Origin of the sequence: Halocynthiibacter namhaensis (assembly GCF_000812685.1) — a bacterium.
GTDB lineage: Bacteria > Pseudomonadota > Alphaproteobacteria > Rhodobacterales > Rhodobacteraceae > Halocynthiibacter > Halocynthiibacter namhaensis.
In genome coordinates, this window is the sequence record NZ_JWIF01000059.1 from 22,707 (window position 1) to 45,388 (window position 22,682).

Sequence of the window (22,682 nt, forward strand, 5' to 3'; positions counted from 1 at the left end):
GTCTCTGAACATGTATAACGCGGGACGATCCGGGGGCACACCCCATTTATCATCAAATACGGAATATTGGCCAAATGCTGCTGCTCATTGACAATTACGACAGTTTCACCTGGAACTTGGTGCATTACCTTGGCGAACTTGGGACCGAAGTGGTCGTCAAACGCAATGATGCGCTGGATGTGCAGGAAGCTATGGGCATGGGTGCGGATGCGATTTTGCTATCCCCCGGCCCCAAAGCCCCAAAAGACGCTGGCATTTGTTTGCCCCTCACCTTGGCTGCAGCTGATGCGAAACTGCCCCTGTTCGGCGTGTGCCTAGGCCACCAAACCATCGGCGAAGCCTTTGGCGGAGACGTTGTGCGCTGTCATGAGATCGTACATGGTAAAATGGGCAAAATGCACCATGATAACACCGGCGCTTTCAAAGACCTTCCCAGCCCATTTGACGCGACACGCTATCATTCTCTGGTGGTTGACCGCGAAACCCTGCCTGACTGTCTAGAGGCCAACGCCTGGCTTGAAGACGGCACAATTATGGGCCTGCGCCACAAGGAACTTCCCATTAACGGCGTTCAGTTCCACCCGGAAAGCATTGCCTCTGAACATGGGCATAAGCTGTTGAAAAACTTCCTAGATACGGTTCCGGGCCTTGCGTCTGGTGACGTGAAACAGCCCGCAGCCTGACCCCTGATTAAGACGAAAGACCACAGACATGAGCGACGCTTTAAAACCCCTGATTGACGCCGCAGCCGATGGCCCTTTGAATGCAGATCAAGCGCGTCAGGCGTTTCAGATCCTGTTTGAGGGCGACGCGACACCGTCGCAATGTGGTGGGCTTTTGATGGCGCTGCGCACACGTGGTGAAACCGTCGAAGAATACACCGCCGCCGCCGCCGTTATGCGCGAAAAATGCAACGCCGTTGTGGCCCCTGTTGGCGCGATGGATATTGTGGGCACCGGGGGTGACGGCAAGGGCACGCTGAACATCTCCACCGCCACCGCTTTTGTTGTGGCCGGTGCTGGCGTGACGGTTGCAAAACACGGCAACCGTAATCTGTCGTCGAAATCTGGTGCTGCGGATGCGCTGGGGCAAATGGGCGTCAATGTCATGGTCGGCGTGGATGTGGTGGAACGCGCGCTGGCGGAATGCGGCATTGCCTTCATGATGGCCCCAATGCACCACCCGGCCATTGCGCATGTGATGCCGACCCGTGCGGAGCTTGGCTGTCGCACGATCTTTAACATCCTTGGCCCTCTGACCAATCCGGCTGGTGCAAAACGCCAACTGACCGGCGCATTTTCACGCGATTTGATCAAACCTATGGCGCTGACTTTGCAAAAACTTGGGTCGGAAAAAGCCTGGCTTGTGCATGGGTCTGACGGCACGGACGAGTTGTCGATTGCGGGTGTCTCATGGGTCGCGGCCCTGGAAGATGACAGCGTCGACATGCGTGAACTTCACCCAGAAGATGCGGGCCTGCCGGAACATCCCTTTGAGGCCATCATGGGTGGCAGCCCGGCAGAAAACGCCGTTGCCTTCCAAGCCCTTCTAGATGGCGAAAACTCGGCTTATCGTGATGCAGTTCTGCTAAACTCTGCGGCGGCATTGGTTGTTGCGGATCACGCAAGCGATTTGAAGCAAGGCGTTGAAATGGCAGCGACATCCATCGACAGCGGTGCTGCTTTGGGCAAAATTCAAGCCTTGGCCGCCATCACTTCTGCGACCTAATGTATACCATCCCGAAAGACTGGGCACATCTGCCGTTTTTCAATGACAGATTGCCCGAAATCGAGACCGCAATCGCGGCGGACACACGGGTGATTTTGCCGCCTGCGGATCAACGTTTCGCCGCTTTGACATCTTGCGCACCTAAGGATGTGAAACTTGTGATCCTAGGCCAGGATCCCTACCCGACGCCGGGCCATGCCCATGGGTTGGCGTTCTCGGCGGAACCGGATGTGCGCCCTTTGCCGCGATCCCTGAACAATATCTACAAAGAGATGGTGGATGACATCGGCGCCACGCCTATAAACGCGGATCTACGTCCTTGGGCCAAACAAGGCGTGCTTTTGTTAAACACCGTGCTGTCCGTGCCTGCGGGGGATGCCAATGGCCACAAGAAACTGGGCTGGCAGTTGCTTGCGCAACAGGTTCTGACTGAGGTGTCCCAAGGCCCCTGCGCCTTTCTTCTGTGGGGCGCACAGGCGCATAAAATGGAAACCCACATTAATCCAAATGACCATTTCATCCTAAAAACCGCGCATCCTTCGCCCCTGTCCGCCCGCAAAGGATTTTTCGGCTCAAAACCATTTTCGCGCGTGAACGCTTGGCTAAAAAGCCAAGGCAAATCCCCCATCACCTGGGCGTGACATCGCGGCTGCCATTCCCCATTGCAAGGTACGTCTTCGCGGCGTAAACATTGGCTATGACACAGACAGTTCTTGATAAAATCAAAGCTTATAAGCTTGAAGAAGTTGCCGCGCGCAAAGCGGTTCGTTCCATCTCTGAGGTTGAGGCCATCGCACGCGACGCCTCACCCACACGCGGGTTTTCAGACGCCTTGCACAAGGCCGCCCACAGTGGATATGCCCTGATCGCCGAGGTCAAAAAAGCAAGCCCGTCCAAAGGCTTGATCCGCGAAGATTTCAACCCACCCGTTTTGGCGAAAGCCTATGAAGACGGTGGCGCAACCTGCCTGTCCGTGCTGACCGACACGCCAAGTTTCCAGGGCGCAGATGAATTTCTAGTCGCAGCGCGTAACGCAACATCCTTACCCGCACTTCGTAAAGATTTCATGTATGACACCTATCAAGTCGCTGAGGCGCGCGCTTTGGGTGCCGATTGTATCCTGATCATTCTGGCCTCCACCTCTGACGTGCAGGCGCAAGAACTGGAAGACGCTGCGTTTTCTTGGGACATGGATGTGCTGCTTGAGGTCCATAACGAAGAAGAACTAGAGCGCGCCTGCAAGTTGAAAAGCCCCTTGATGGGCATCAACAACCGCAATCTTAAGACATTCGAAACCACGCTGGACACCACACGCACCCTCTCGCGCATGGTGCCAACCGATCGTTTGATCGTCTGCGAAAGTGGCCTGACGGACCGTGATGATCTGGCTGATATGGCGCGTTACGGCGCACGCACTTTCTTGATCGGCGAAAGCCTGATGCGCAAAGAGGATGTCGAAGCTGCAACTCGTGACCTTCTGTCAAATCCGCTGATGCCAGGGGCCATGTGATGACGAACGATACCCATGCTTCTGGCCTGACTCATTTCAATTCTGACGGCCAGGCCCATATGGTGGATGTCTCTGATAAAGCTGTGACTTCGCGTATTGCGACAGCAGCCGGCCACATTAAGATGCACTCAGAAACCCTTGCTGTGGTTAAAGAAAACCGCGCCAAGAAGGGTGACGTATTGGGTGTTGCACGGCTGGCGGGTATCATGGGGGCGAAGAAATGTTCTGACCTGATCCCCCTGTGTCACCCCCTGCCAATCACCAAAGTTTCGGTTGAACTGACGCCCGATGAAACCCTGCCAGGCGTGCGCGTTGAGGCCACCGTCAAAACAACGGGTCAAACCGGCGTCGAGATGGAAGCCCTAACAGCCGTTTCCACCGCCGCGCTGACCGTCTACGACATGCTGAAGGCGATTGATAAAGCGATGGAGATCGGCGCAATTTCTGTTCGTCTCAAAGACGGCGGTAAATCCGGACGCTACGAGGCTTCATGAGCACCGCAGGCCGATCCTTAGAGCTTTTCTTTATCGATGGCCGCCCGGATGGGATGCTGACGGCCGAAGTTTTCAACTGGACCGGCCACGTTCTGCGCCTGCCCCGGACACAGCTGAAACAAGCCCTGCAACGCCAAGAAAGTGAATACACCGGCGTTTACGTGTTGCTGGGCGAACGTGATGGTGCGCCGCTGGCGTATATCGGCGAAAGTGAAGATCTCGGGGAACGGCTGCGCAGCCATGCGGCAAAGAAGGATTGGTGGGACACGGCCATTCTCATCACCTCTGCAGCAAACAACCTACACAAAGCCCATGCGAAATACCTTGAGGCCCGCTTGGTTGAAATTGCACGTGAAGTGGGTCGCATGCCCTTGGAAAACGGCAACACCCCCCCGCGCAGCAGCCTGTCAGAGGCGGCGACGTCGAATATGGAAAGCTTTCTGGAAACGCTGCAAATGGTTCTGCCCGCGATCCGGGTGGATATGTTCCTGAACAAGGCGACGTCCTCAAGCGTCCCTCGCCAAGAGCAAAATGGAGTTGCGCTGTTCGAGCTCAAAGTCCCACGGCATCGACTACATGCACGCGCCAACCTGATAAATGGAGAGTTCATTATTTTGTCTGGATCTACAGGCCAAAAACAATGGATAGGAAAATCACGTGAGACCAACATTCGCGTAAGACTGTATGAAGAGCTAAAGAATACAGGCGTAATTCGCTTAGATGGCGAACATTGCGTGTTTGAAAAAGATTACGCTTTTCAAAGTACCAGCGCTGCGGCTGAATTTATTACCGGGCGCTCAACAAGTGGTCCGACCAACTGGAAACTCGAATCTGATGGCCGTACCTATGCCGAATGGGAAGCGGATGAACTTGCAAAGGACGACCTATGATCTCTGTTTCTGAGGCACTGGATGCCTGTTTCGCTTTGGTATCGCCGCTGAATGCGGAAAAGGTCGCCTTGCGCGATGCGGCTGGGCGTATATTGGCGGCACCCCATGCCGCGACACGCAACCAGCCGCCATTTGCCGCCTCAGCCATGGATGGCTATGCGGTGAAATCTGTGGAACTTCAGCCACAGGCACAATTTTTGGTCGTCGGCGAAAGCGCTGCCGGTGCGCGTTATTCTGGCAAATTACGTGCCGGACAATGCGTGCGTATTTTCACGGGTGCCCCTTTGCCTGAAGGCTGTGATCACGTTGTGATACAAGAAGATACGACGCGCCAAGGCAATGTCATCACCTTGAACGTCGAGATCGAAAGCAAAGACAATATCCGCCTTGCCGGCAATGATTTCACCGATGGATTCACGCTGGATGGCCCACGTATTTTAACACCGGGGAACATCGCCCTATTGGCGGCCATGAATCACGCCAATATCACCGTGACCCGCAAACCCATCGTGGCCCTGCTTGCCACTGGCGACGAGTTGGTTCAGCCCGGTGAAACGCCTGGGGATGACCAAATCATTGCCTCTAACAGCTATGGTTTGAAGGCACTGATTGAAGCCCATGGCGGCGAGGCCCGTTTGCTGCCGATCGCGCGCGACAATGAGGCTTCTTTGCGCCAAGGGTTTGAGCTTTGCGAAGGTGCCGACCTGATTGTGACGCTGGGTGGCGCGTCTGTGGGGGACCACGACCTTGTGCGCCCTGTCGCGACCTCAATGGGAATGGAACCCGCGTTCTATAAAGTGGCCATGCGCCCTGGAAAGCCCCTTATGGCCGGAAAGATCGCAAATACGCCGATGATTGGCCTGCCGGGCAACCCTGTATCATCGATGGCCTGCGCGCATATTTTCATCATCCCAGTGTTGCGTCGCATGCTCGGGTTTGACGCGGCCCCTATGGCGCGCAAAACTGCGATATTGACTGAGGATCTTCATGCGAATGGCCCACGTGAGCATTACATGCGTGGCCGGATTGAAGATGGGGCTTTGACAATATTCTCTCGTCAGGACAGTGCCTTATTGTCCGTCTATGCCGATGCAAACGCATTGGCTGTCATCCCCCCATCAAGCCCAGCCTTGCCCGCAGGCACAGAGGTGGAATACATCGATATCTAGCACGCATAAGGCGATCAACGCCTCATGCTGCATTGAAAGAGTTGACACAAAGCAAGAACAACACTAGAACATGTCCTGAACATGCAGTGCTGAGGATCGAAAGCCTTCGGCGAATAAACTTCAGAGGGTCATTGATATGCTTACCAAAAAGCAGCTCGAATTGCTGACATTCATCAATAAACGTGTACAGCGCGATGGGGTTCCCCCGTCTTTTGATGAAATGAAAGAAGCCCTTGATCTTAGGTCCAAATCTGGGATCCACCGGTTGATCACCGCTTTGGAAGAACGCGGCTTTATTCGTCGCCTTGCCCACCGTGCCCGTGCGATTGAGATCGTGAAGCTTCCTGATGCACTAGACAGCAACACCGGGTTTGCCCCCAAGGTGATTGATGGTGATCGTCCTGATCACACGCCCCCCCATGCCCAACCCGTGGCCAGCAACCAAATTGCGACGCTGCCTATTATGGGCAAGATCGCGGCCGGTACACCGATTGAAGCGCTTGAAGATGGGTCACGTGACATTGCGGTTCCAGGTCAGATGCTGACGAGCAATGACAATCACTATGCGCTTGAAGTCAAAGGCGATTCAATGATCGACGCGGGCATCAACAACGGCGATGTCGTGGTCATTCGGGAAACCATGTCGGCCAAAAACGGTGATATCGTTGTGGCCCAGATTGAAGGGTATGAAGCGACGCTGAAACGCTTCCGCCGTAAAGGCGATATGATCGCTTTGGAAGCGGCCAACCCCGCCTATGAAACGCGCATGCTACCCGAAGGCCAGGTTGCCGTGCAAGGCAAACTTGTTGGGCTTATTCGCACTTATTGATCTTGTCGCCGCGCCCTACGGCGCGGCACCCAAAGACGGTTGCCTGCCAATTCAGCCGCCGTCACCACGTGAATGCCTCCGCCCCCATCAGGATTAGGATAGATGGCCAAGCTGCCTGTGTGCCTAAGGCGGCGTTCCGTGAAGAACTTACACCCCGAAACATCCGGTAAAACATCGATTTTTCCACCGTAAAACAACCAAACACCGTCACGCCAAAGATCTATGATCCGGTCTTTCGCACCGCGGCCCGCCAGTATTGCGATGGTCTCGCCGCCCAGATGGAAAACCGTCACCCCCGCATCATTCACAAGCCCGTCACGTGACGCTGCCTCCTGTTGCAGGGCCGGATCGCCGTCATTCTCCAACCAATTTCGCACTGCAAAACCATCCCCACGCGGCTTAGAAATTACGCGGCCATCCGGCGTCATCACACCCATGGTGCGCCCACTTTGCGCGACAATCACGGCTGGGCGATCTGTCTGACCCCATAATATCATACCAATGATGATCACCACAGGCCCGATGCGCCGCGCAGCACCCTTCCAAAGCGCATACCACAACGCGCCGAGAAAGATCAGCGGCAGCACCGTTTTCTGAGGCGTAATCACTTTCCAAACCGCCCCATCCAATCCCGAAACAAAATCCGCCACCCAGAGGATCCATCGCACCCCCATCTCCATCACCCAAAAACCGACCCAACCCAATCCGACCGGCTCAAGCAGCAATGCCATGACCCCTGCCGGTACAACGATCATCCCCATCACCGGCACCGATAGGACATTGGCCAGCAGGCCATATTGGGCCACCTGATTGAAATGGGCTGCAGCCACCGGTGCCGTCGCCGCACCCGCGATAAATGACGAGGCAAAAACAGCAAAGACCGGCCGCAACCTAGCTGGAATGCGCGACTGCCCCGCATGCGGGCGCAATGTCCCGAATACAAAGACCAATGCGGTCGTGGCAGCGAATGACATCTGGAACCCCGGACCAACCAAGGCTTCGGGGTTGATCAGCAAGACGATCAACCCCGCCAATGCAACCGCATTTAAGGTCAATGCCCGCCGCCCCAAAAGCACGGCAACGAACAACACGCTGATCATGATAAACGCCCGTACCGTCGCGACATTTCCGCCCGACAGCGCGAGATAAACCGCCCCCGTCATCAAGGCGCCAATTGCTGCCAGTTTGCGTACAGGCCAATGCAAGCCGGCCCCTGGGATCAAAATAAACGCAAAACGCAGGCATGCAAAGACAAACCCCGTCATCAATCCCATGTGCAAACCAGAAATAGCCAAGAGATGCGACAGGTTAGAGGCGCGCAACATATCCGTTGTTTCACGCGACATCGCGGACCGATCTCCTGTTGTGATTGCCGCTGCAAATGCCCCCGCTTCGCCAGGAATACGCGCCCGTACCAACGTCGATAGATGCCCGCGCAAACGTTCAATGCGCAGCCAAAATCCGTGTGTCTCGGTGGGGCCTATTTCCAAGACGGGGGTTCGGCTGTATCCAATCGCCCCCAGTTTCTTAAACCAAGCAAAGCGGCGGAAATCAAAGCCTCCCGGTTCAGCTGGGCCCGGCGGAGGCGACAGATTCGCGGTCAAAACCAGATGTTGTCCTGGCTCAGGCATCAGTGCCACAAACCCCTCGTATTTGGACGGTGCATCCGGGTCGGCATCGCCATGCAATGAAATGCGCACCCGTTCTGGTGTGCGTGCGGGCGACGTGTTTTTCAACACCACCCGATCCAGGGTCATTCGGATTTTTCCCGATTGCGACCGATCCACAGCCACAACAAATCCTTCGACCGGCCCGTAATATCTATACCCCAGGACCGGGGCGCGCGACCAATGGGCATGTGCCGCAGATAGTAAAACACCAAATGCAATGAATGCGGCAGCCGCCAACATGGGCGACATCGTTTCTGACCCAAATCGCGCCCCAAGGCAGCACAGCACCGTCACCACAGCCAGCCCGAATAACACTGTCTGCCCGGGTTCGAACCTCACGTTGAAATAAATTGCCACGCCGATGCCCAAGAATACGGCGCTCCAGGGGAACAATGTGCCGCGCTGACGTGCAATTGCTGCAGAAAAACTGATGTTATGCCACACGTTGTTTGCTCATTATTATGATCTGCATGCCCAAAACCGTTTGGAACTTGTTTGACGGGCTTGTTTTGAAGCGCCACGCCCCGTAAAACCGGGCAACTCTTCCTTATGCCTAACAGCAAGTTAATCTCAGAAAGGTTAACGCGTTATGAACGCCACTACATCTGCATCCACATCTGATCGCCCCGTCGTCACCCGTTTTGCCCCCTCGCCAACTGGCTATCTTCATATTGGTGGCGCGCGCACAGCCTTGTTTAACTGGCTTTACGCCCGTGGACGTGGTGGAAAATTCCTATTGCGCATCGAGGACACAGACCGCGAACGTTCCACCCCAGAAGCGCATGCTGCCATTTTGCGCGGCATGGATTGGCTGGGGCTGGATTATGACGGCGAAGCAGTCAGCCAATTCGAACGCGCCCCACGCCACGCCGAAGTCGCCCATGATATGTTGGCACGCGGCAAGGCCTATAAGTGCTTTTCCACCCAAGACGAGATTCAGGCCTTTCGCGATCAGGCGAAGGAAGACGGCCGTTCAACATTGTTTCAATCGCCCTGGCGCGACACCCCAGAGGCAGATCACCCAGATTTACCCTTTGTGATCCGTGTCAAAGCCCCGCGCGAAGGTGTGACACTGATCCAAGATCAGGTGCAAGGCGACGTCACGTTCAAAAACACGACGCTGGATGACATGATTTGTTTACGTTCCGATGGTACGCCGACCTACATGCTTGCAGTCGTTGTTGATGACCATGATATGGGCGTGACCCATGTGATCCGGGGGGATGACCACCTGGCCAATGCCGCGCGTCAAACGATGGTTTACGCCGCCATGGATTGGGAGGTGCCCGTTTGGGCGCATATTCCACTGATCCATGGTCAAGACGGCAAGAAATTGTCGAAACGCCACGGGGCTTTGGGCGCGGAAGAATATCAAGCAATGGGTTATCCTGCTGCCGCAATGCGCAACTATCTGGCCCGCCTGGGGTGGAGCCACGGAGACGACGAATTCTTCTCAGATGCTCAGGCGCTGGACTGGTTCGACTTCAATGGCATCGGCAAAGGGGCAGCCCGGTTTGATTTCAAAAAGCTGGAAAACTTATCCGGCCAACACATTGCGGCATCTGAAAATGCTGCACTGCTGCATGAAATCAAAGATTGGGCAGACCTTCAAAGTGACGTTGCGTTCAATAGTGATCAGATTTCCGCGATTACACCAGGCCTTGATGCGATCAAAAACAACGTGAAGAAGTTCGCAGATATTATTGTTAAATCACACTTTAATCTGATTAAACGCCCTATTGAGGTCGAAGAAAAAGCCGCGAAACATCTTGATAATGTATCCCGTAGTATACTGAAAGAATTGACGCCGCAGCTGCAAAATGCTAGTTGGTCTCGGGATGATCTTGAAGCCTGCGCAAATGATTTCTGTGCGGCGCGAGAGATGAAATTCGGAAAACTCGCGGGACCCATGCGTGCGGCTTTGGCCGGACGGGCTGCAACACCCAGTGTCTTTGACATGATGTTGGTGCTTGGACGTGAGGAAACATGCGCACGTTTGCGTGATGCCGCTGAAGGTAGCGACACGTAAGCCTATATAAGACGCAGCACAAATACAGAGATGCCCCCGGTCCGCGGCGGCATCCACCACAGGAAAGGGAATAGAATGTCCGATACGAAGAAAACCGCAAAGCTAAGCTTTGGTGATAAAGAGCTTGAATTGCCCATCTATTCCCCGACTGCAGGCCCTGATGTTATTGATATCCGTCGCCTTTACGCTGAAGGCGATGTTTTCACCTATGATCCTGGCTTTACGTCAACCGCCGCTTGTGATTCGACCATTACGTTTATTGACGGCGAAAAAGGCGAACTGCTGCACCGTGGTTATCCCATCGATCAGCTGGCTGAAAAATCTCACTATCTCGAAGTTTGTTACCTGCTGCTTTACGGTGAATTGCCCTCCGCGAATGACCTAGAAGAATTCGAAAACCGCGTCACGCGCCACACAATGGTGCATGAACAGATGATGAATTTCTTCCGTGGTTTCCGTCGTGACGCCCACCCTATGGCGATTATGACCGGTGTGGTTGGCGCAATGTCCGCGTTCTACCATGACAGCCTTGATATTACCGATCCACAGCAACGCGAAGTCGCCTCTGTGCGTATGATCGCCAAACTGCCCACCATTGCTGCGATGGCATTCAAATACTCTACGGGCCAGCCATTTGTGTATCCACGCAATGACTTGGATTACGCCTCTAACTTCCTGCGCATGTGCTTTGCCGTGCCTGCGGAAGATTATGAAGTGAACCCAATCCTGTCACGTGCCATGGATCGCATTTTCACGCTGCATGCGGATCATGAGCAAAACGCATCCACCTCAACCGTGCGCCTTGCAGGGTCCTCCGGGGCCAACCCGTTTGCTTGTATCGCCGCTGGTATTGCCTGCCTTTGGGGTCCTGCCCACGGTGGTGCGAACCAAGCTTGCCTTGAGATGCTGAAGGAAATCGGTACGGTTGATCGCATTCCTGAATATATCGCACGTGCAAAAGACAAGAATGACTCGTTCCGCCTGATGGGCTTTGGTCACCGCGTCTATAAAAATTTCGATCCACGCGCGACGGTGCTGAAACAGTCAGCGGATGAGGTTCTGGAACTGCTTGGCGTTGAAAACAATCCGATCCTGCAGGTCGCCAAAGAGCTGGAAAAAGCCGCCATTGCTGATCCGTATTTCGCCGAGAAGAAGCTGTTCCCGAATGTGGATTTCTACTCAGGCATCATCCTAGAAGCGATGGGCTTCCCAACATCTATGTTCACGCCAATCTTTGCATTGTCGCGCACCGTGGGTTGGATTTCCCAGTGGAAAGAAATGATCGGTGATCCAGGCCAGAAGATTGGCCGTCCGCGTCAATTGTACCAAGGCGAAACCAGTCGTGATTATGTTGACGTCGAAAAACGTTAACTTAAACAATCAAATTTTCAACAGAAAGCCCGCCCTTATCGGCGGGCTTTTTGCTTTTTACATCTTTTGTTCAACTCGATCATCTAGCCCTGTTATCAATCCCATTTTGTTGAGGTGTAACATGTCCAGTGACACAATTTTTGAAGCCATTCTGAAATCCCTTCCAGAAGCCGCCCTTCCCGAAATTCCGAACCGTTTTCTCGCGCCGCGCCAAATATTGATTGTCGAAGGCTACACCTTGATCTCGGCGGGTTACCAGCCCTCTATCACTGACCCGGGTTCAAAATCGCTCTATTCCATCCGGTTGCACGGGAAGCCCAGCCCAAGCTCAAATGTCACCGCAGGATATATCCATTTCGTTGATCGCATGGATCTGAAACCACCAACATGGGTGGCCGAGCGCAGCGAAATCAACATCTGGATGGATATGCGCGGCATGAAACAGATTCTCATGCAGGCTGAACATTCAACACGATATCTCTGGCGTGGTGAGTTCGCCAATGGTCACGTCTATGCCGATCTGCACAGTGTTCCATAATTATTCCACAAATTGCTGATTGCTCTCTTGCGCGTCCAACGTTAGTTTAACGTCACGGTCCACAGTTCACCGAGGCGTCGCCGGGGCATTCCCACGCTAAACCTGCTAGATTAAGACCGCACACCACTTTGCTTTGTGCCGTTGACAAGGGCGACCATCGACACCCCAACGGGCCACGCACAGTTGCAAAGGATGCATCTATGTCACGCGATACCACTTCGCTTTTTATCGAAGACCTGTCCCAATTCACGAAAACCTTGCGGGCACATCTGTCCACGTCCAGTCAAATGCCAAGTCACCTGTCTCTGCTCGGTTTAATTGCCAAGGCAGCGGGACAGAAGAACCACCAAAGCCTAAAGGCCGCGAACCCCGCATCGAACCCAGCCCCGCCGAAACAGTCTTTGCCCATGAAGCGGGCATTGCGCGTCTTTGATGAACACGGCAGCATGATCCGGTGGCCGAAACAAACCCAAGTTCAAGGATTGTGTCTTTGGGTCTTTTGGGCTGACCTGCCCCCAGGCGTTGCCATATCGGAACCGCGCATCAACGAAATCCTAAAATCGGGAAGCGGGTTCGGCGATCACGTTTTGATGCGCCGTTCATTAATTGACCATGGGCTTGCCCGGCGTGAAACCGATGGCCGTGCCTACTATCGGGTTGAGCAAAAGCCCCCATCCGATGCGCTGCAATTGATCCGTGACATGCGTGGTCGGAAATCGACTTGATTGCCTGAACCACTGCGTTCAAATTAGGCGCATGTTTTGGTTTATTTTAATATTTGTTGCGCTGACATATTGGTGTCTGCGCAACAATCCCGTTTATCACCGTATCGCATTTTCAGTTACGATCACGGCCTTCGCATTCGGTGCGGCATTTGCCTCGCTGACCCGCAGTTCAAATGGGGGCAGTTGGATCGCATTTGGCCTAATGCTGCTTCCGTGGATGACGCAATTTCTATTCGCACCGGGGCGCAAGAAACCAATACAGCACTGGCTTTCCTTAGGTTGGATCGCTTTGGCGATTGTTTTCTTGTTCTTATGGATTTCAACCCAATCCTTTTTGTCGCTTCGCAGCGCTCAGACGACGCCCTTGATGGTCGCATTTCTGTCTTGGGTCATCAGCGCGTTGTTGCTTTTTTTCACCCCACCAAAAGCATGGCCACAAAACTTAAAAGCTTGGCGCATTCCTTTTGCGTTTATTGGGACGGTCCAAGTCTTGGCAATCGTTAGTGTTTTCACTTTATCGCATTACATCTCGATCCGCGCCAAGGCGATCGCAGGCGATCAAGCCTGCATCATCGACCCCACAGGTAGGTCATTCAAACACAGCTATTGGATCTCGCCGGGGCGCATCTTACAAAATAATTACCGATATATGACCTTGCCTTGGCTCTTGCTTGAAACAAACGGCGAGGCAACCCATCATTGGAGCTTCCGCAACCTGGACTTCATGTCAAACGACGGGCATTGGGCGTTCTATATTCCGGCTGCCCGCCGAAAAGCCGCGCTCAGCGGCCTTCAAACGTCGCCTTGCGGTTCTCAAGAAACGACACAACGCCTTCCTTAAAGTCTCGGGTTTGCCCACAGCGGCCTTGCAATTTTGCTTCGATGTCCAACTGCGCTTCAAGGGTGTTTTCCCATGAACCGCGTATCGCTGTCTTGATCTGGCGGAATGACTTCGTCGGCCCAGCGGCAAGCTGCTCAGCACGATTTAGCCAATGATCAGCGAAGACGGCATCGGGCACGGCTTCCCAAATCATACCCCAGTCGGCGGCCTGTTGGGCCGTCACCGGTTCCGCGAACAGCGCCATCCCCATAGCACGGGCAGATCCAACCTGGCGCGGCAACCACCAGGTGCTGCCCCCATCCGGCATCAGGCCGATTTTGGAAAAGGCTTGAACAAACACCGCTGTCTCGCTGGCGATCACAACGTCCGTCGCCAAAGCAAGGCTTGCCCCCACACCAGCAGCCGCCCCATTGACCGCGGACACGGTTGGAATACGGCAGTTAAAAATCGCTTGAAACAGCGGGTCATATTCTTCGCGCAACGTGCGTTCCAAATCGATGTTTGCGATTTGGGCCTGATCGCCAAGATCTTGACCTGCGCAGAAAACTGCGCCGCGCCCGGTGATGACCAGCGCCCGTGCGGCTTGTTCAGCGGCTTTAATAGCGTGTAAAATTTCCGCGCGCATCTGGGTGTTCAAAGCGTTTTTCGCGTCTGGGCGGTTCAACGTCAGGACCGCCACATCGTTCTTAACTTTGAAGCGGATGGTTTCGTATTCCATGTTTCTCTCCTGGTGAATGCCTGCGGTTAATCTTTTAGCAGCTCTTGTAAGCGTGCTTCTTCTTCCGCCGTCAATATATCTGAACTGTTTGGTTTAGTACGTCTTGAATATAGGAATATCCCAGCAAACGACAAGAGCAACATCAAAGGCCCCGCGATCCAAAGGATTAAATTGCTGCCGTTCAGCTGTGGTGTCATCAACACGCGTTCGCCGTAACGTTCAACAAAGAAGGACATGATCTCTTGGTCGCCGCGCCCTTCTGTCAAAAGCTGACGCACCATGACACGCGCATCTTTTGCCCAATCAGCGTTGGATGATGCAATGTTTTCGCTTTGGCATTGCACGCAACGAATGACCTTATCAAGCGATTGCGCCCGCGTTTCCAACAGTGGATCAGCCAGCATTTCTTCTGGCTGAACGGCCATGGCTGGCACGGTTAAGACCAGCATCAACAAGATTGAAAATAAATAACGCATCATTCCCCCGCAACCGCCGTCATTTTGCCCGCCGCACCTGATCGCCGCCCTGCAGCAACCCGCAAGCGCCGGTCAAACAACGAAAAGAAACCGCCAAGCGCCATAAAAATCGCACCGCCCCAAATCCAATTGGCAAACGGTTTGATATGGCTGCGCACGGTATATCCGCCACCAACTTGGGCGTCACCGATCACAAGGTAAATATCTCGCGCGATCCCATTGGCGATGCCCGCTTCCGTCGTCGGCATGCCGGCCACCGGATAACGGCGACGCTCAGGATGCAGAACTGCGATTTCTTGCCCATCACGTTTCACACGCATTATACCTTGGGTCGCGAAATAATTCGGCCCTTGAATTTCGTCCACGGCTTCCAATGTGATGTCAAACCCGCCAACGTCAAAGCTTTCTCCGATTTGGGCAATGCGGATGTCTTCCACTTCCCAAGCCATCAACCCGGCAATGCCAAAGATCACGATGCCAAAGCCGGAATGCGAGACAAACTTGCCCCAATCAGCCCCGGGAAGTCGTATAAGACGCCGGAATTTCCCACCAGAGCGCTGCCAAAGTTCGGTCACAGTGCCACATCCGATCCAAAGACCCATGAACAATCCAACCGGCCCCATTGCCGAGCGTTCCGTCTGCATTGCCCACAAAAGAATGGCGCCAGAAACCGCGACAAGCCCTGCCAACGCCAGGGTTTTCACAACGCGACCCAGACGTGCGCGCTTCCAAGAGAACAGTGCGCCAATGGGCAAAAACAGGCTTAGCCCCAAGATGAAAGGTGTGAATGCCGTGTTGAAAAATGGCGCGCCCACGGATAATGGCCTGTCGAAAGCCAGCTCTGACACCAAGGGCCAGATCGTGCCGACGAAAACGACGAAAGCTGCGATCACCAAAAGGACATTATTTAAAACAAGCCCGCTTTCGCGACTGACCAAGGCGAAAATCCCTTTGCTTTCCATGACATGGGCCCGTGCCGCGAACAATGTCAGCGCACCGCCCATGAACACGCCCAAGATCACCAAGATGAACAGGCCGCGTTCTGGATCATTTGCAAAAGCATGCACCGAGGTCAAAACACCGGATCGTACGATAAACGTCCCCATCAACGAGAAGCCAAACGCCAAGATCGCCAAAAGGATCGTCCAGCTTTTCAGGGTCTCGCGTTTTTCAACGACAATGGCGGAATGCAGCAAAGCAGTGGCCACCAACCAAGGCATGAAAGATGCGTTTTCCACAGGGTCCCAGAACCAAAACCCGCCCCAGCCAAGCTCATAATAGGCCCACCAAGACCCTAGCGCGATGCCGATGGTCAGGAAAACCCAGGCCGCCAAGGTCCAAGGGCGCACCCAGCGCGCCCAAGCCGCATCAACGCGCCCTTCAAGCAAGGCAGCCACAGCAAAGGAGAACGCCATCGAAAGCCCAACATAGCCGAGATAAAGAAATGGCGGATGAAACGCGAGGCCAGGATCCTGCAAAAGCGGGTTCAACCCCTGCCCGTTTAACGGCGGAAACTCCAGCCTAATAAAGGGGTTAGAGGTAAACAGAATAAAGCATAGAAAAGCTACGCCAACCGCTGCCTGCACCGAAAGCACACGTGATTTCAAACGCATCGGAAGGTCTTGGCCAAACACCGCAGCCGCCGCCCCAAACAAGGCAAGGATCAACACCCACAGCAGGACGGACCCTTCATGATTGCCCCAAACCCCACTGATTTTATACAGCATCGGCTTGGCACTATGCGAATTCACCGTCACCAATTTCAGTGAGAAATCAGAGACAATAAACCCCCATGTCAGTGCGAAAAATGCGATCAATACCAGTAAAAACTGCATCATCGCTGCCGGCGCGCCAACGCGCATCAGCACCGCATCATTTCGTTGCGCCCCAATCATGGGCAGGATCATTTGAACCAATGCGACAGGCAGCGCAAGGATCAGGGCGAGATGGCCAAGTTCTATATACATGCGCGCAAGTTACACCGCCTGACGCCTGGCCGAAAGAGATTCCCCAAACTTGTGATGTGCAGCACTGTCGCAGGTGGTTGTGCACTAATGATCGCGACTGTTGCGCCAATCCTGCAAGGCCGGGTTGTCACTGGTGGCATCATCACCGTTTCGGTTTTCACGCATGCCCCCGCCTGCACCCGCTGACATGGCTTGCAAAGCCTTGGCATTCTGCACAACCTGTGGCGTGCGCGCAATGGTTTGCGCGATAGACCGTTGAAATTCTTGCCCTTTTTCTTGATGACGCGCGCCAAAGTAAAAAGACACAATCGCCCCAAGCAGCCACCACAAAGGTTCTGGCACCAAGGCAAGGCCCTGCATTCTTACCCCAAACCAAAGTGGATCGACCATCGCGCTGACGAACAAGCCAAGCGTTCCCAAGGCCAAGGCCGGACGGGGCAATCGGTTCACCCCATCCATAAAACGATCAAACATGCCCTTTTGCGGATGTGCAAATTCCGCCCCATATTGGGTCAGGGCCGCAGTTTGCGCTGTTGCGTCACGCTTGGCACCCGCCTCTGCGTTTTCGCGAAACACCTCTACAGTTTCAGCAACCACATTGCGGCCACCACCAAAAATGAAATTTAAAACGTCGCCAATAACCGTCATATCACGCCCCCCATGCCGCGATGCGGCGGCTATGTTCGGACGCGTTCAAGTGATAGCGCGGTGAAATGAATTCTTCCGCCCGACGTATCCACCCCCCTTTGCCGCCATCCCGACGACGGGCGTATTTGCGGCTGGCTGGGCGTTGATCCGCCAAACGGTAATAATAGTTTCGGCGCGCAATCCCATAGGCATCTGCCACATGTGACGGGGCCGCAGCAGCAGCGATTTCGGCCGCCTGCACGGTCTGGGGGCCGATCACCCCATCAACCGCAACTTTCTGCCCCATCTGGCACAACAAACGCTGCAAAATCTTCACAGCATTCGCGCCCGCATTGACATACATATCAAAAACAGAGGGTTGCAGCGCTTTCGGCAACCTATCAATACCCGGTGCTTGAAAATAATGCCGTAGGTAAATTTCGACCGCATCTGCGCGTGTTAGCCTGCGCACATCAGCCTCTGTCAGACGACCGTCGCCGGTTTTATCCAGCCCAAGCCGACGTAATGTCCCAAGCGTCACACCGTATTTCGTGGCCCCACCCGGATCATCAGGGTCATTCACATAACCGCCTTCACGGGCCACAATTTCCATAGCTAACTGGCGAACTTCACGCATAATAGACCTCCGAAGCAACTGATTTGCGTTTCTGAGGTCATCGTTACCGTGAAGGGTTAATTCACATAAATTGCACCGTACGCAGGGTGCATACCCAAGGTTACTCGGATTCGTTTTGCTGATACACGCCTTGTTCTTTCAAAGCGTCGATAACTTCCTTTGGCATATATTCTTCGTCATGTTTGGCAAGAATTTCAGTGGCTTCGAAGGTTCCATCCACATAGGAACCTGTACCAATCATGCCTTGGTTTTCTTTAAAAAGGTCAGGCAACACCCCCACATAGATCACGGGCACTGTGCCGCCGCCATCAGTCACGGAAAACCGAACTTCCAAGCCTTCGCCGCGTATCAATGTGCTTTCGGCAACCAAGCCGCCCATGCGAAACACTTCGCCGTTACGTGGTGGTTCTGCCAAGACTTCTGAGGGGGATTTAAAGTATTGAAACGCGTCCTTTGGTAGGAATGCCAAGGCCACAAGAATGCCCGCAATCGCTAAAAACGAGATCACAACGACCTGAATGCGGCGTTTTTTCTCCAATGATTTCATGTCACTGCCTGCCTTTTACAAGGTTGGTAAAATTGCAAATTACGGAAAGAGCGGGGCCAACATTAAGCCTGTTGTTTCTTCAATCCCCAGCATCAAGTTCGCATTCTGAAGCGCTTGTCCGGATGAGCCCTTGGTGAGATTGTCCAACGCGGCCACCACGATTGCTCGCCCCTCGATCCGATCAGCAACCACACCGACATGGCAGAAATTGGATCCGCGAATATGTTTGGTTGAAGGCGCTTCTCCAAGCGGTAAAACCTCAACGAATGGCTCATTCGCATATGTTTTTTCGAAAGTATTATGAATGACTTGCGCATCACCCTTAACGTAACATGTCGCAAGAATTCCACGGTTTGTCGGCACAAGATGTGGCGTGAATTGTATCTTCACATCGCGTCCTGCAATCGCAGAGAATTCTTGATCAAACTCGCCCAAGTGCCGATGGGTGCCACCAAGCGCATAGGCGTGATAGCCCTCGGACAGCTCCGCATGAAGAAGGTTTTCCTTCAACGCGCGCCCGGCACCGGATACACCGCATTTCAGGTCCATAATGATTTCGTCCAAATCGATCACACCGGCTTCGATCAAGGGGCGCAAAGCAAACTGCCCTGTCGCCGCATTACACCCGGTGCCCGCAACCAGACGCGCGTTTTTGATGTCGTCGCGGTAGAATTCCGTCAGGCCATAGACCGCTTCTTTTTGCATCTCGACGGCCGAATGTGGATTGCCGTACCATTTTTCATATTCCGCAGGGTCACGCAGACGGAAATCGGCTGACAAATCCACAATCTTTAGATGGGCTGGCAAAGCGCTGATCACTTCCTGACTGGTTTTATGCGGCAAGGCGCAGAAACACAGATCAATCTTCGAAAAGTCTATTTCACCAATCTTTACAAGGGTTGGCAGCGTCAGATGACGCAGATGTGGGAAGACGTCTCGCATTTCCATTCCGGCTTTTCGTTCCGCAGCCAAGGCTGCGATTTCCATCTCAGGATGAGTTGAAATCAGTCGAACAAGTTCCGCACCCGTATAACCAGATGCGCCGAGAATTGCGATTTTATGGGTCATTTCCGCCACCATTTCATGTCTTCTTGTTCTGGCTATTCGTTTTGCCCCGCCCCGTCAACGCGACACTCTTGTCACGCCTGCGATGGTAGTCTTATTGTGAAAACTAAATTTATGTGGAGTATTCATGTCCTGGTTTTCCAAATCCCCCGAAACCGACGCCAGTGGATTGATTGAAAGCCTTCTGGCCTTAGACAGTCGTAGTCTCATTGGCGCGATGGCGGTTCTGGCCATTGGCGCTTTGATCGCATTGGCAGGCCGTGTTTTGGGCGTTTTTTGGACAAATTATCGGGCTTTGCGTGATCGAAGACGCCATTTTCGCGAAGTCGTCATTGATATGTTGATCCATGCCGAATTCGACCGAAAAAGCGTAGAAGACACAACGAGTCCAGAGCGGCTTGAAGCGTTGAAATCCCAGATTCGCGCTGATGGTGACAACTTTCGCCCTTTCATCGCCTTCGAAGCCAATGACCCGACCTATGAAGATTATCGCGCCGTGCGTCGGCGCCTTCAACCGTCGCAAATCGTGGCCTGTGATCGGTTCTTTGATCACTCGCGCCTGTTCTATCGTTACTATGAAAAGCTTGGAAGTGATGCTTTCGTGGCCCTGTCTGTGCCACGTAAAGAAGCGGCCCTAGATGGGTTACAACAGATCGGGCAAGACGTCTTGAAAAGCCGCATAGAGATGGTGAACAGCCTAAAAGCCGGTAAACGGACTGCGCATATCTTTGAGCGTATCGAAAACGACCTTAAGAAAGTCGCCCCCTTACCCGCATCAAAAGACGCGCTACAACATACTGAAGATACTGGGGAAACCCCAGATATCAACGCTTGATCATACGATGGGTGGTAGTGGTCCGGACATAAATATCTCTCCTATGCTGCTGTCTATATAGCATCTCTGTTAAGGGAATACAAATGACCGGCCCCTTTTGCCTAACCAGCTTGGAAACTGATTTCACGCTTTAGGAACTGCGTTGCCTTGTCGGACACCCGCGCTGCGTTGCCAGAGGTTAGGAACAGGTTTTCTTGCCCCGTGCCTGTCATATTTGGATGACGTGTTAGATAGTCAGCAAGACTTTTCGCAACCACATCGGCCTGAGAAAAGACTTTGACATCATCGCCCAATGCCTTCTGAAACGTATCCTTCAACAGGGGATAATGCGTGCACCCAAGGATCGCAGCTTGTGGACGTGGCATACGACGTTGCAGCGCTTCCACATGCGACCGGACAAGCGCTTGCGCGAGCATCTCATCCCCATCCTCAATCGCATCCACGAGACCGCCACAAGGCTGCGCTTCCACATCCACCCCAATCGCACGGAAGGCAAGTTCACGTTGGAACGCCCGGCTGGCCACGGTCGCAGGCGTCGCAAACAGCGCCACGTGCTTGACGTCAACTTCGCGCGGTGGGGAATTGTCGCCCCATTGGCGTTCGGTCAGGGCTTCGATCAATGGGACAAACACGCCTAGAACGCGTTTGCCCTTTGGCAGGCCCTCTTCTTGCATACGGCGCAAAGCCACCGCGGATGCGGTGTTGCAAGCCAAGATCACCAGATCACAGCCAGCATCCCAAAGGCGTTCTGTCGCGGATTTGGTTAGGCTGAAGATATCATTGGCGCTGCGCACACCATAGGGTGTGTTGGCATGGTCGCCATAATACACAAAGGCCTGATCTGGCAGATTTTTTGCAGCGCCTTCCAGCACTGTCAGCCCGCCAAGTCCAGAATCAAAAATACCTACTGCCATGATCTTACCCCAAATATCCAAGCCTTTTAGGCCCGGTGGTTTTCTTCAAATTCAAATCCCAAGTCGCCAGATGCGATAGGTTTCGGTGACAGTTCATATGTCGCCTTGCGCAGGAAATCCATCATGCCTTTCGGGTCACGGGCATATTTGTCAAGTTCCGCCTGGGGAATAGGCTTGCCCACGACAATACGCACGGGTTCATCCACACGACGCCTGAATTCTTTGATCAAAAGCGCCATGCGCAGGGTGTAATGCAGATGCGAAGCGATCTGAAACAGGCGCGAATTATGACCATCAAAATAGACGGGCACCACGGTTGCACCCGATTTCGCAATCATTTTCGCCGTAAAGCTGCGCCACACCGGGTCAAGCGGCGTCGCCATCGGGCTTTGGGCCGTGGACACTGTTCCGCCTGGGAAAATCCCAATCGCCCCACCGTCGGCCAGATAGTTCAACGCCGTTTTGCGGGTTTCAAGATTGGTCTTCACGGCTTCTTTTGTTTCGTCAAAACTGATCGGCAGAATGACACGATCCAGATCTTCTGCCTTGCGAAAAATCTTATGTGCCAGAATACGAAAATCACCGCGCATGCGTGACAGAATATTCCCCATCATCATGCCATCAAGAATACCATAGGGATGATTGGCAACCAGGATCAAAGGGCCATTTGCAGGAATGTTGGTCAGGCTTCCGCCCACCACATCCAGCGTCAGCCCATAACGTTCTGGGATCACGTCCCAAAAGTTACGCCCTGCCGCAACTTCGTCGTCATATCCCTTGGCACGCTTGATCAGATTGATACGGCCCGTTGCGTTTTCCAACATTCGGATCACGGCCCGCCCACCACGGGTTTGCGCGGATCGCGCATAGGTGATGTCACGGGCGACTTCACGTTGCGCAGAGGTGATTTTCACGGATTTAAAAGGCTTACGGCGAGGCATTTCTGGCCCTCCAAAGGAATACACAAAAGGGTTCACGCCACCTTGTCACAGAAGTTTGTAGGAAATGCGACAATAAATGAAACGAAACCGCCCCCTATCATCCCAGAAAACGGGAAAACTAGTTTTCTAGCTTTCCCGTTTTCTCGTTTTTACAGTGTATT

The 22,682-nt window shown here is 53.7% G+C and carries 24 protein-coding genes; 14 read left to right on the forward strand and 10 right to left on the reverse strand.

Translation table 11 applies throughout. The features are described from left to right. The first annotated feature begins 74 nt into the window (after positions 1 to 74). The 8 genes from RJ38_RS11910 to lexA all read left to right on the forward strand — a co-directional run bounded on the left by RJ38_RS11910 (position 75) and on the right by lexA (position 6,620). Complete coding sequence (locus tag RJ38_RS11910) at positions 75 to 683, forward strand: aminodeoxychorismate/anthranilate synthase component II (protein WP_039019104.1); 609 nt, start codon at positions 75 to 77, stop codon at positions 681 to 683. A gap of 28 nt (positions 684 to 711) precedes the next feature. Beyond that, positions 712 to 1,728, forward strand: a complete 1,017-nt coding sequence (gene trpD, locus RJ38_RS11915; RefSeq protein ID WP_039019105.1) for an anthranilate phosphoribosyltransferase — start codon at positions 712 to 714, stop codon at positions 1,726 to 1,728. Continuing rightward, positions 1,728 to 2,369, forward strand: a complete 642-nt coding sequence (locus RJ38_RS11920) for a uracil-DNA glycosylase (protein WP_039019106.1) — start codon at positions 1,728 to 1,730, stop codon at positions 2,367 to 2,369. Before trpD ends, RJ38_RS11920 begins: the two co-directional genes overlap by 1 nt. Positions 2,370 to 2,425: 56 nt before the next feature. Further along, positions 2,426 to 3,238, forward strand: a complete 813-nt coding sequence (trpC, locus tag RJ38_RS11925) for an indole-3-glycerol phosphate synthase TrpC (RefSeq protein WP_039019107.1) — start codon at positions 2,426 to 2,428, stop codon at positions 3,236 to 3,238. Beyond that, positions 3,238 to 3,732 carry a cyclic pyranopterin monophosphate synthase MoaC gene (moaC, locus tag RJ38_RS11930; protein WP_039019108.1) on the forward strand — a complete coding sequence of 165 codons (495 nt, stop codon included), beginning with the start codon at positions 3,238 to 3,240 and terminating at the stop codon, positions 3,730 to 3,732. The genes trpC and moaC overlap by 1 nt, the downstream gene beginning before the upstream one ends. Further along, a complete protein-coding gene (locus tag RJ38_RS11935) occupies positions 3,729 to 4,622 on the forward strand; it encodes a GIY-YIG nuclease family protein (RefSeq protein ID WP_039019109.1) in 894 nt (297 codons plus the stop codon). The genes moaC and RJ38_RS11935 overlap by 4 nt, the downstream gene beginning before the upstream one ends. Then, positions 4,619 to 5,791: a molybdopterin molybdotransferase MoeA gene (locus tag RJ38_RS11940; protein WP_039019110.1), complete on the forward strand. Its 1,173-nt coding sequence runs from the start codon at positions 4,619 to 4,621 to the stop codon at positions 5,789 to 5,791. Before RJ38_RS11935 ends, RJ38_RS11940 begins: the two co-directional genes overlap by 4 nt. Before the next feature lie 136 nt (positions 5,792 to 5,927). Then, positions 5,928 to 6,620, forward strand: coding sequence for a transcriptional repressor LexA (gene lexA / locus RJ38_RS11945; protein WP_039019111.1), 693 nt, complete (start codon positions 5,928 to 5,930; stop codon positions 6,618 to 6,620). Here the strand turns inward: lexA and RJ38_RS11950 are convergent. Then, positions 6,614 to 8,734 carry a ComEC/Rec2 family competence protein gene (locus RJ38_RS11950; RefSeq protein ID WP_039019112.1) on the reverse strand — a complete coding sequence of 707 codons (2,121 nt, stop codon included), beginning with the start codon at positions 8,732 to 8,734 and terminating at the stop codon, positions 6,614 to 6,616. The two genes, lexA and RJ38_RS11950, sit on opposite strands and share 7 nt — an antisense overlap. 145 nt (positions 8,735 to 8,879) lie before the next feature. On the opposite strand from RJ38_RS11950, the gene gltX reads away from it, so the two are divergent. The 5 genes from gltX (at position 8,880) to RJ38_RS11975 (ending at position 13,794) form a co-directional block, all read left to right on the forward strand. Continuing rightward, complete coding sequence (gltX, locus tag RJ38_RS11955) at positions 8,880 to 10,319, forward strand: glutamate--tRNA ligase (RefSeq protein WP_039019113.1); 1,440 nt, start codon at positions 8,880 to 8,882, stop codon at positions 10,317 to 10,319. Positions 10,320 to 10,394: 75 nt separating this feature from the next. Beyond that, positions 10,395 to 11,690: a citrate synthase gene (gene gltA / locus RJ38_RS11960; protein WP_039019114.1), complete on the forward strand. Its 1,296-nt coding sequence runs from the start codon at positions 10,395 to 10,397 to the stop codon at positions 11,688 to 11,690. Between the two features lie 121 nt (positions 11,691 to 11,811). Beyond that, positions 11,812 to 12,228 carry a hypothetical protein gene (locus tag RJ38_RS11965; RefSeq protein WP_039019115.1) on the forward strand — a complete coding sequence of 139 codons (417 nt, stop codon included), beginning with the start codon at positions 11,812 to 11,814 and terminating at the stop codon, positions 12,226 to 12,228. 200 nt (positions 12,229 to 12,428) lie between these two features. Continuing rightward, the gene (locus tag RJ38_RS11970) at positions 12,429 to 12,953 is read left to right on the forward strand and encodes a DUF2087 domain-containing protein (protein WP_039019116.1); all 525 of its coding nucleotides are present in this window, start codon (positions 12,429 to 12,431) and stop codon (positions 12,951 to 12,953) included. 31 nt (positions 12,954 to 12,984) lie between these two features. Then, entirely contained in the window at positions 12,985 to 13,794 is an 810-nt protein-coding gene (locus tag RJ38_RS11975; protein WP_039019117.1) for a hypothetical protein, read from the forward strand. On the opposite strand, the gene RJ38_RS11980 is transcribed toward RJ38_RS11975, so the two are convergent. The 7 genes from RJ38_RS11980 to argC form a co-directional block, all read right to left on the reverse strand. Then, positions 13,736 to 14,512, reverse strand: a complete 777-nt coding sequence (locus RJ38_RS11980; protein ID WP_039019118.1) for an enoyl-CoA hydratase-related protein — start codon at positions 14,510 to 14,512, stop codon at positions 13,736 to 13,738. The genes RJ38_RS11975 and RJ38_RS11980 overlap by 59 nt on opposite strands. Positions 14,513 to 14,538: 26 nt before the next feature. Further along, a complete protein-coding gene (locus RJ38_RS11985) occupies positions 14,539 to 14,988 on the reverse strand; it encodes a cytochrome c-type biogenesis protein (protein ID WP_039019119.1) in 450 nt (149 codons plus the stop codon). Next, the gene (locus RJ38_RS11990; RefSeq protein WP_039019120.1) at positions 14,988 to 16,955 is read right to left on the reverse strand and encodes a heme lyase CcmF/NrfE family subunit; all 1,968 of its coding nucleotides are present in this window, start codon (positions 16,953 to 16,955) and stop codon (positions 14,988 to 14,990) included. The genes RJ38_RS11985 and RJ38_RS11990 overlap by 1 nt, the downstream gene beginning before the upstream one ends. 84 nt (positions 16,956 to 17,039) lie before the next feature. Then, positions 17,040 to 17,603 carry a holin family protein gene (locus RJ38_RS11995; protein WP_039019121.1) on the reverse strand — a complete coding sequence of 188 codons (564 nt, stop codon included), beginning with the start codon at positions 17,601 to 17,603 and terminating at the stop codon, positions 17,040 to 17,042. A gap of 1 nt (position 17,604) precedes the next feature. Next, the gene (locus RJ38_RS12000) at positions 17,605 to 18,219 is read right to left on the reverse strand and encodes a holin-associated N-acetylmuramidase (RefSeq protein WP_039019122.1); all 615 of its coding nucleotides are present in this window, start codon (positions 18,217 to 18,219) and stop codon (positions 17,605 to 17,607) included. A gap of 100 nt (positions 18,220 to 18,319) precedes the next feature. After that, positions 18,320 to 18,766, reverse strand: coding sequence for a cytochrome c maturation protein CcmE (ccmE, locus tag RJ38_RS12005; protein ID WP_039019123.1), 447 nt, complete (start codon positions 18,764 to 18,766; stop codon positions 18,320 to 18,322). A 39-nt stretch (positions 18,767 to 18,805) separates the two neighbouring features. After that, positions 18,806 to 19,834, reverse strand: a complete 1,029-nt coding sequence (gene argC, locus RJ38_RS12010; RefSeq protein ID WP_039019209.1) for an N-acetyl-gamma-glutamyl-phosphate reductase — start codon at positions 19,832 to 19,834, stop codon at positions 18,806 to 18,808. 124 nt (positions 19,835 to 19,958) lie between these two features. Here argC and RJ38_RS12015 point away from each other — a divergent pair, with 124 nt between their 5' ends. Beyond that, positions 19,959 to 20,666, forward strand: coding sequence for a hypothetical protein (locus RJ38_RS12015; RefSeq protein WP_039019124.1), 708 nt, complete (start codon positions 19,959 to 19,961; stop codon positions 20,664 to 20,666). A 101-nt stretch (positions 20,667 to 20,767) separates the two neighbouring features. Here RJ38_RS12015 and murI read toward each other — a convergent pair whose 3' ends face one another. Both murI and RJ38_RS12025 read right to left on the reverse strand, forming a co-directional pair. Continuing rightward, positions 20,768 to 21,580: a glutamate racemase gene (murI, locus tag RJ38_RS12020; RefSeq protein WP_039019125.1), complete on the reverse strand. Its 813-nt coding sequence runs from the start codon at positions 21,578 to 21,580 to the stop codon at positions 20,768 to 20,770. A 26-nt stretch (positions 21,581 to 21,606) separates the two neighbouring features. After that, on the reverse strand, positions 21,607 to 22,521 hold the full coding sequence (locus RJ38_RS12025; RefSeq protein WP_052245358.1) for a lysophospholipid acyltransferase family protein: 915 nt from the start codon (positions 22,519 to 22,521) through the stop codon (positions 21,607 to 21,609). Positions 22,522 to 22,682 lie beyond the last annotated feature (161 nt).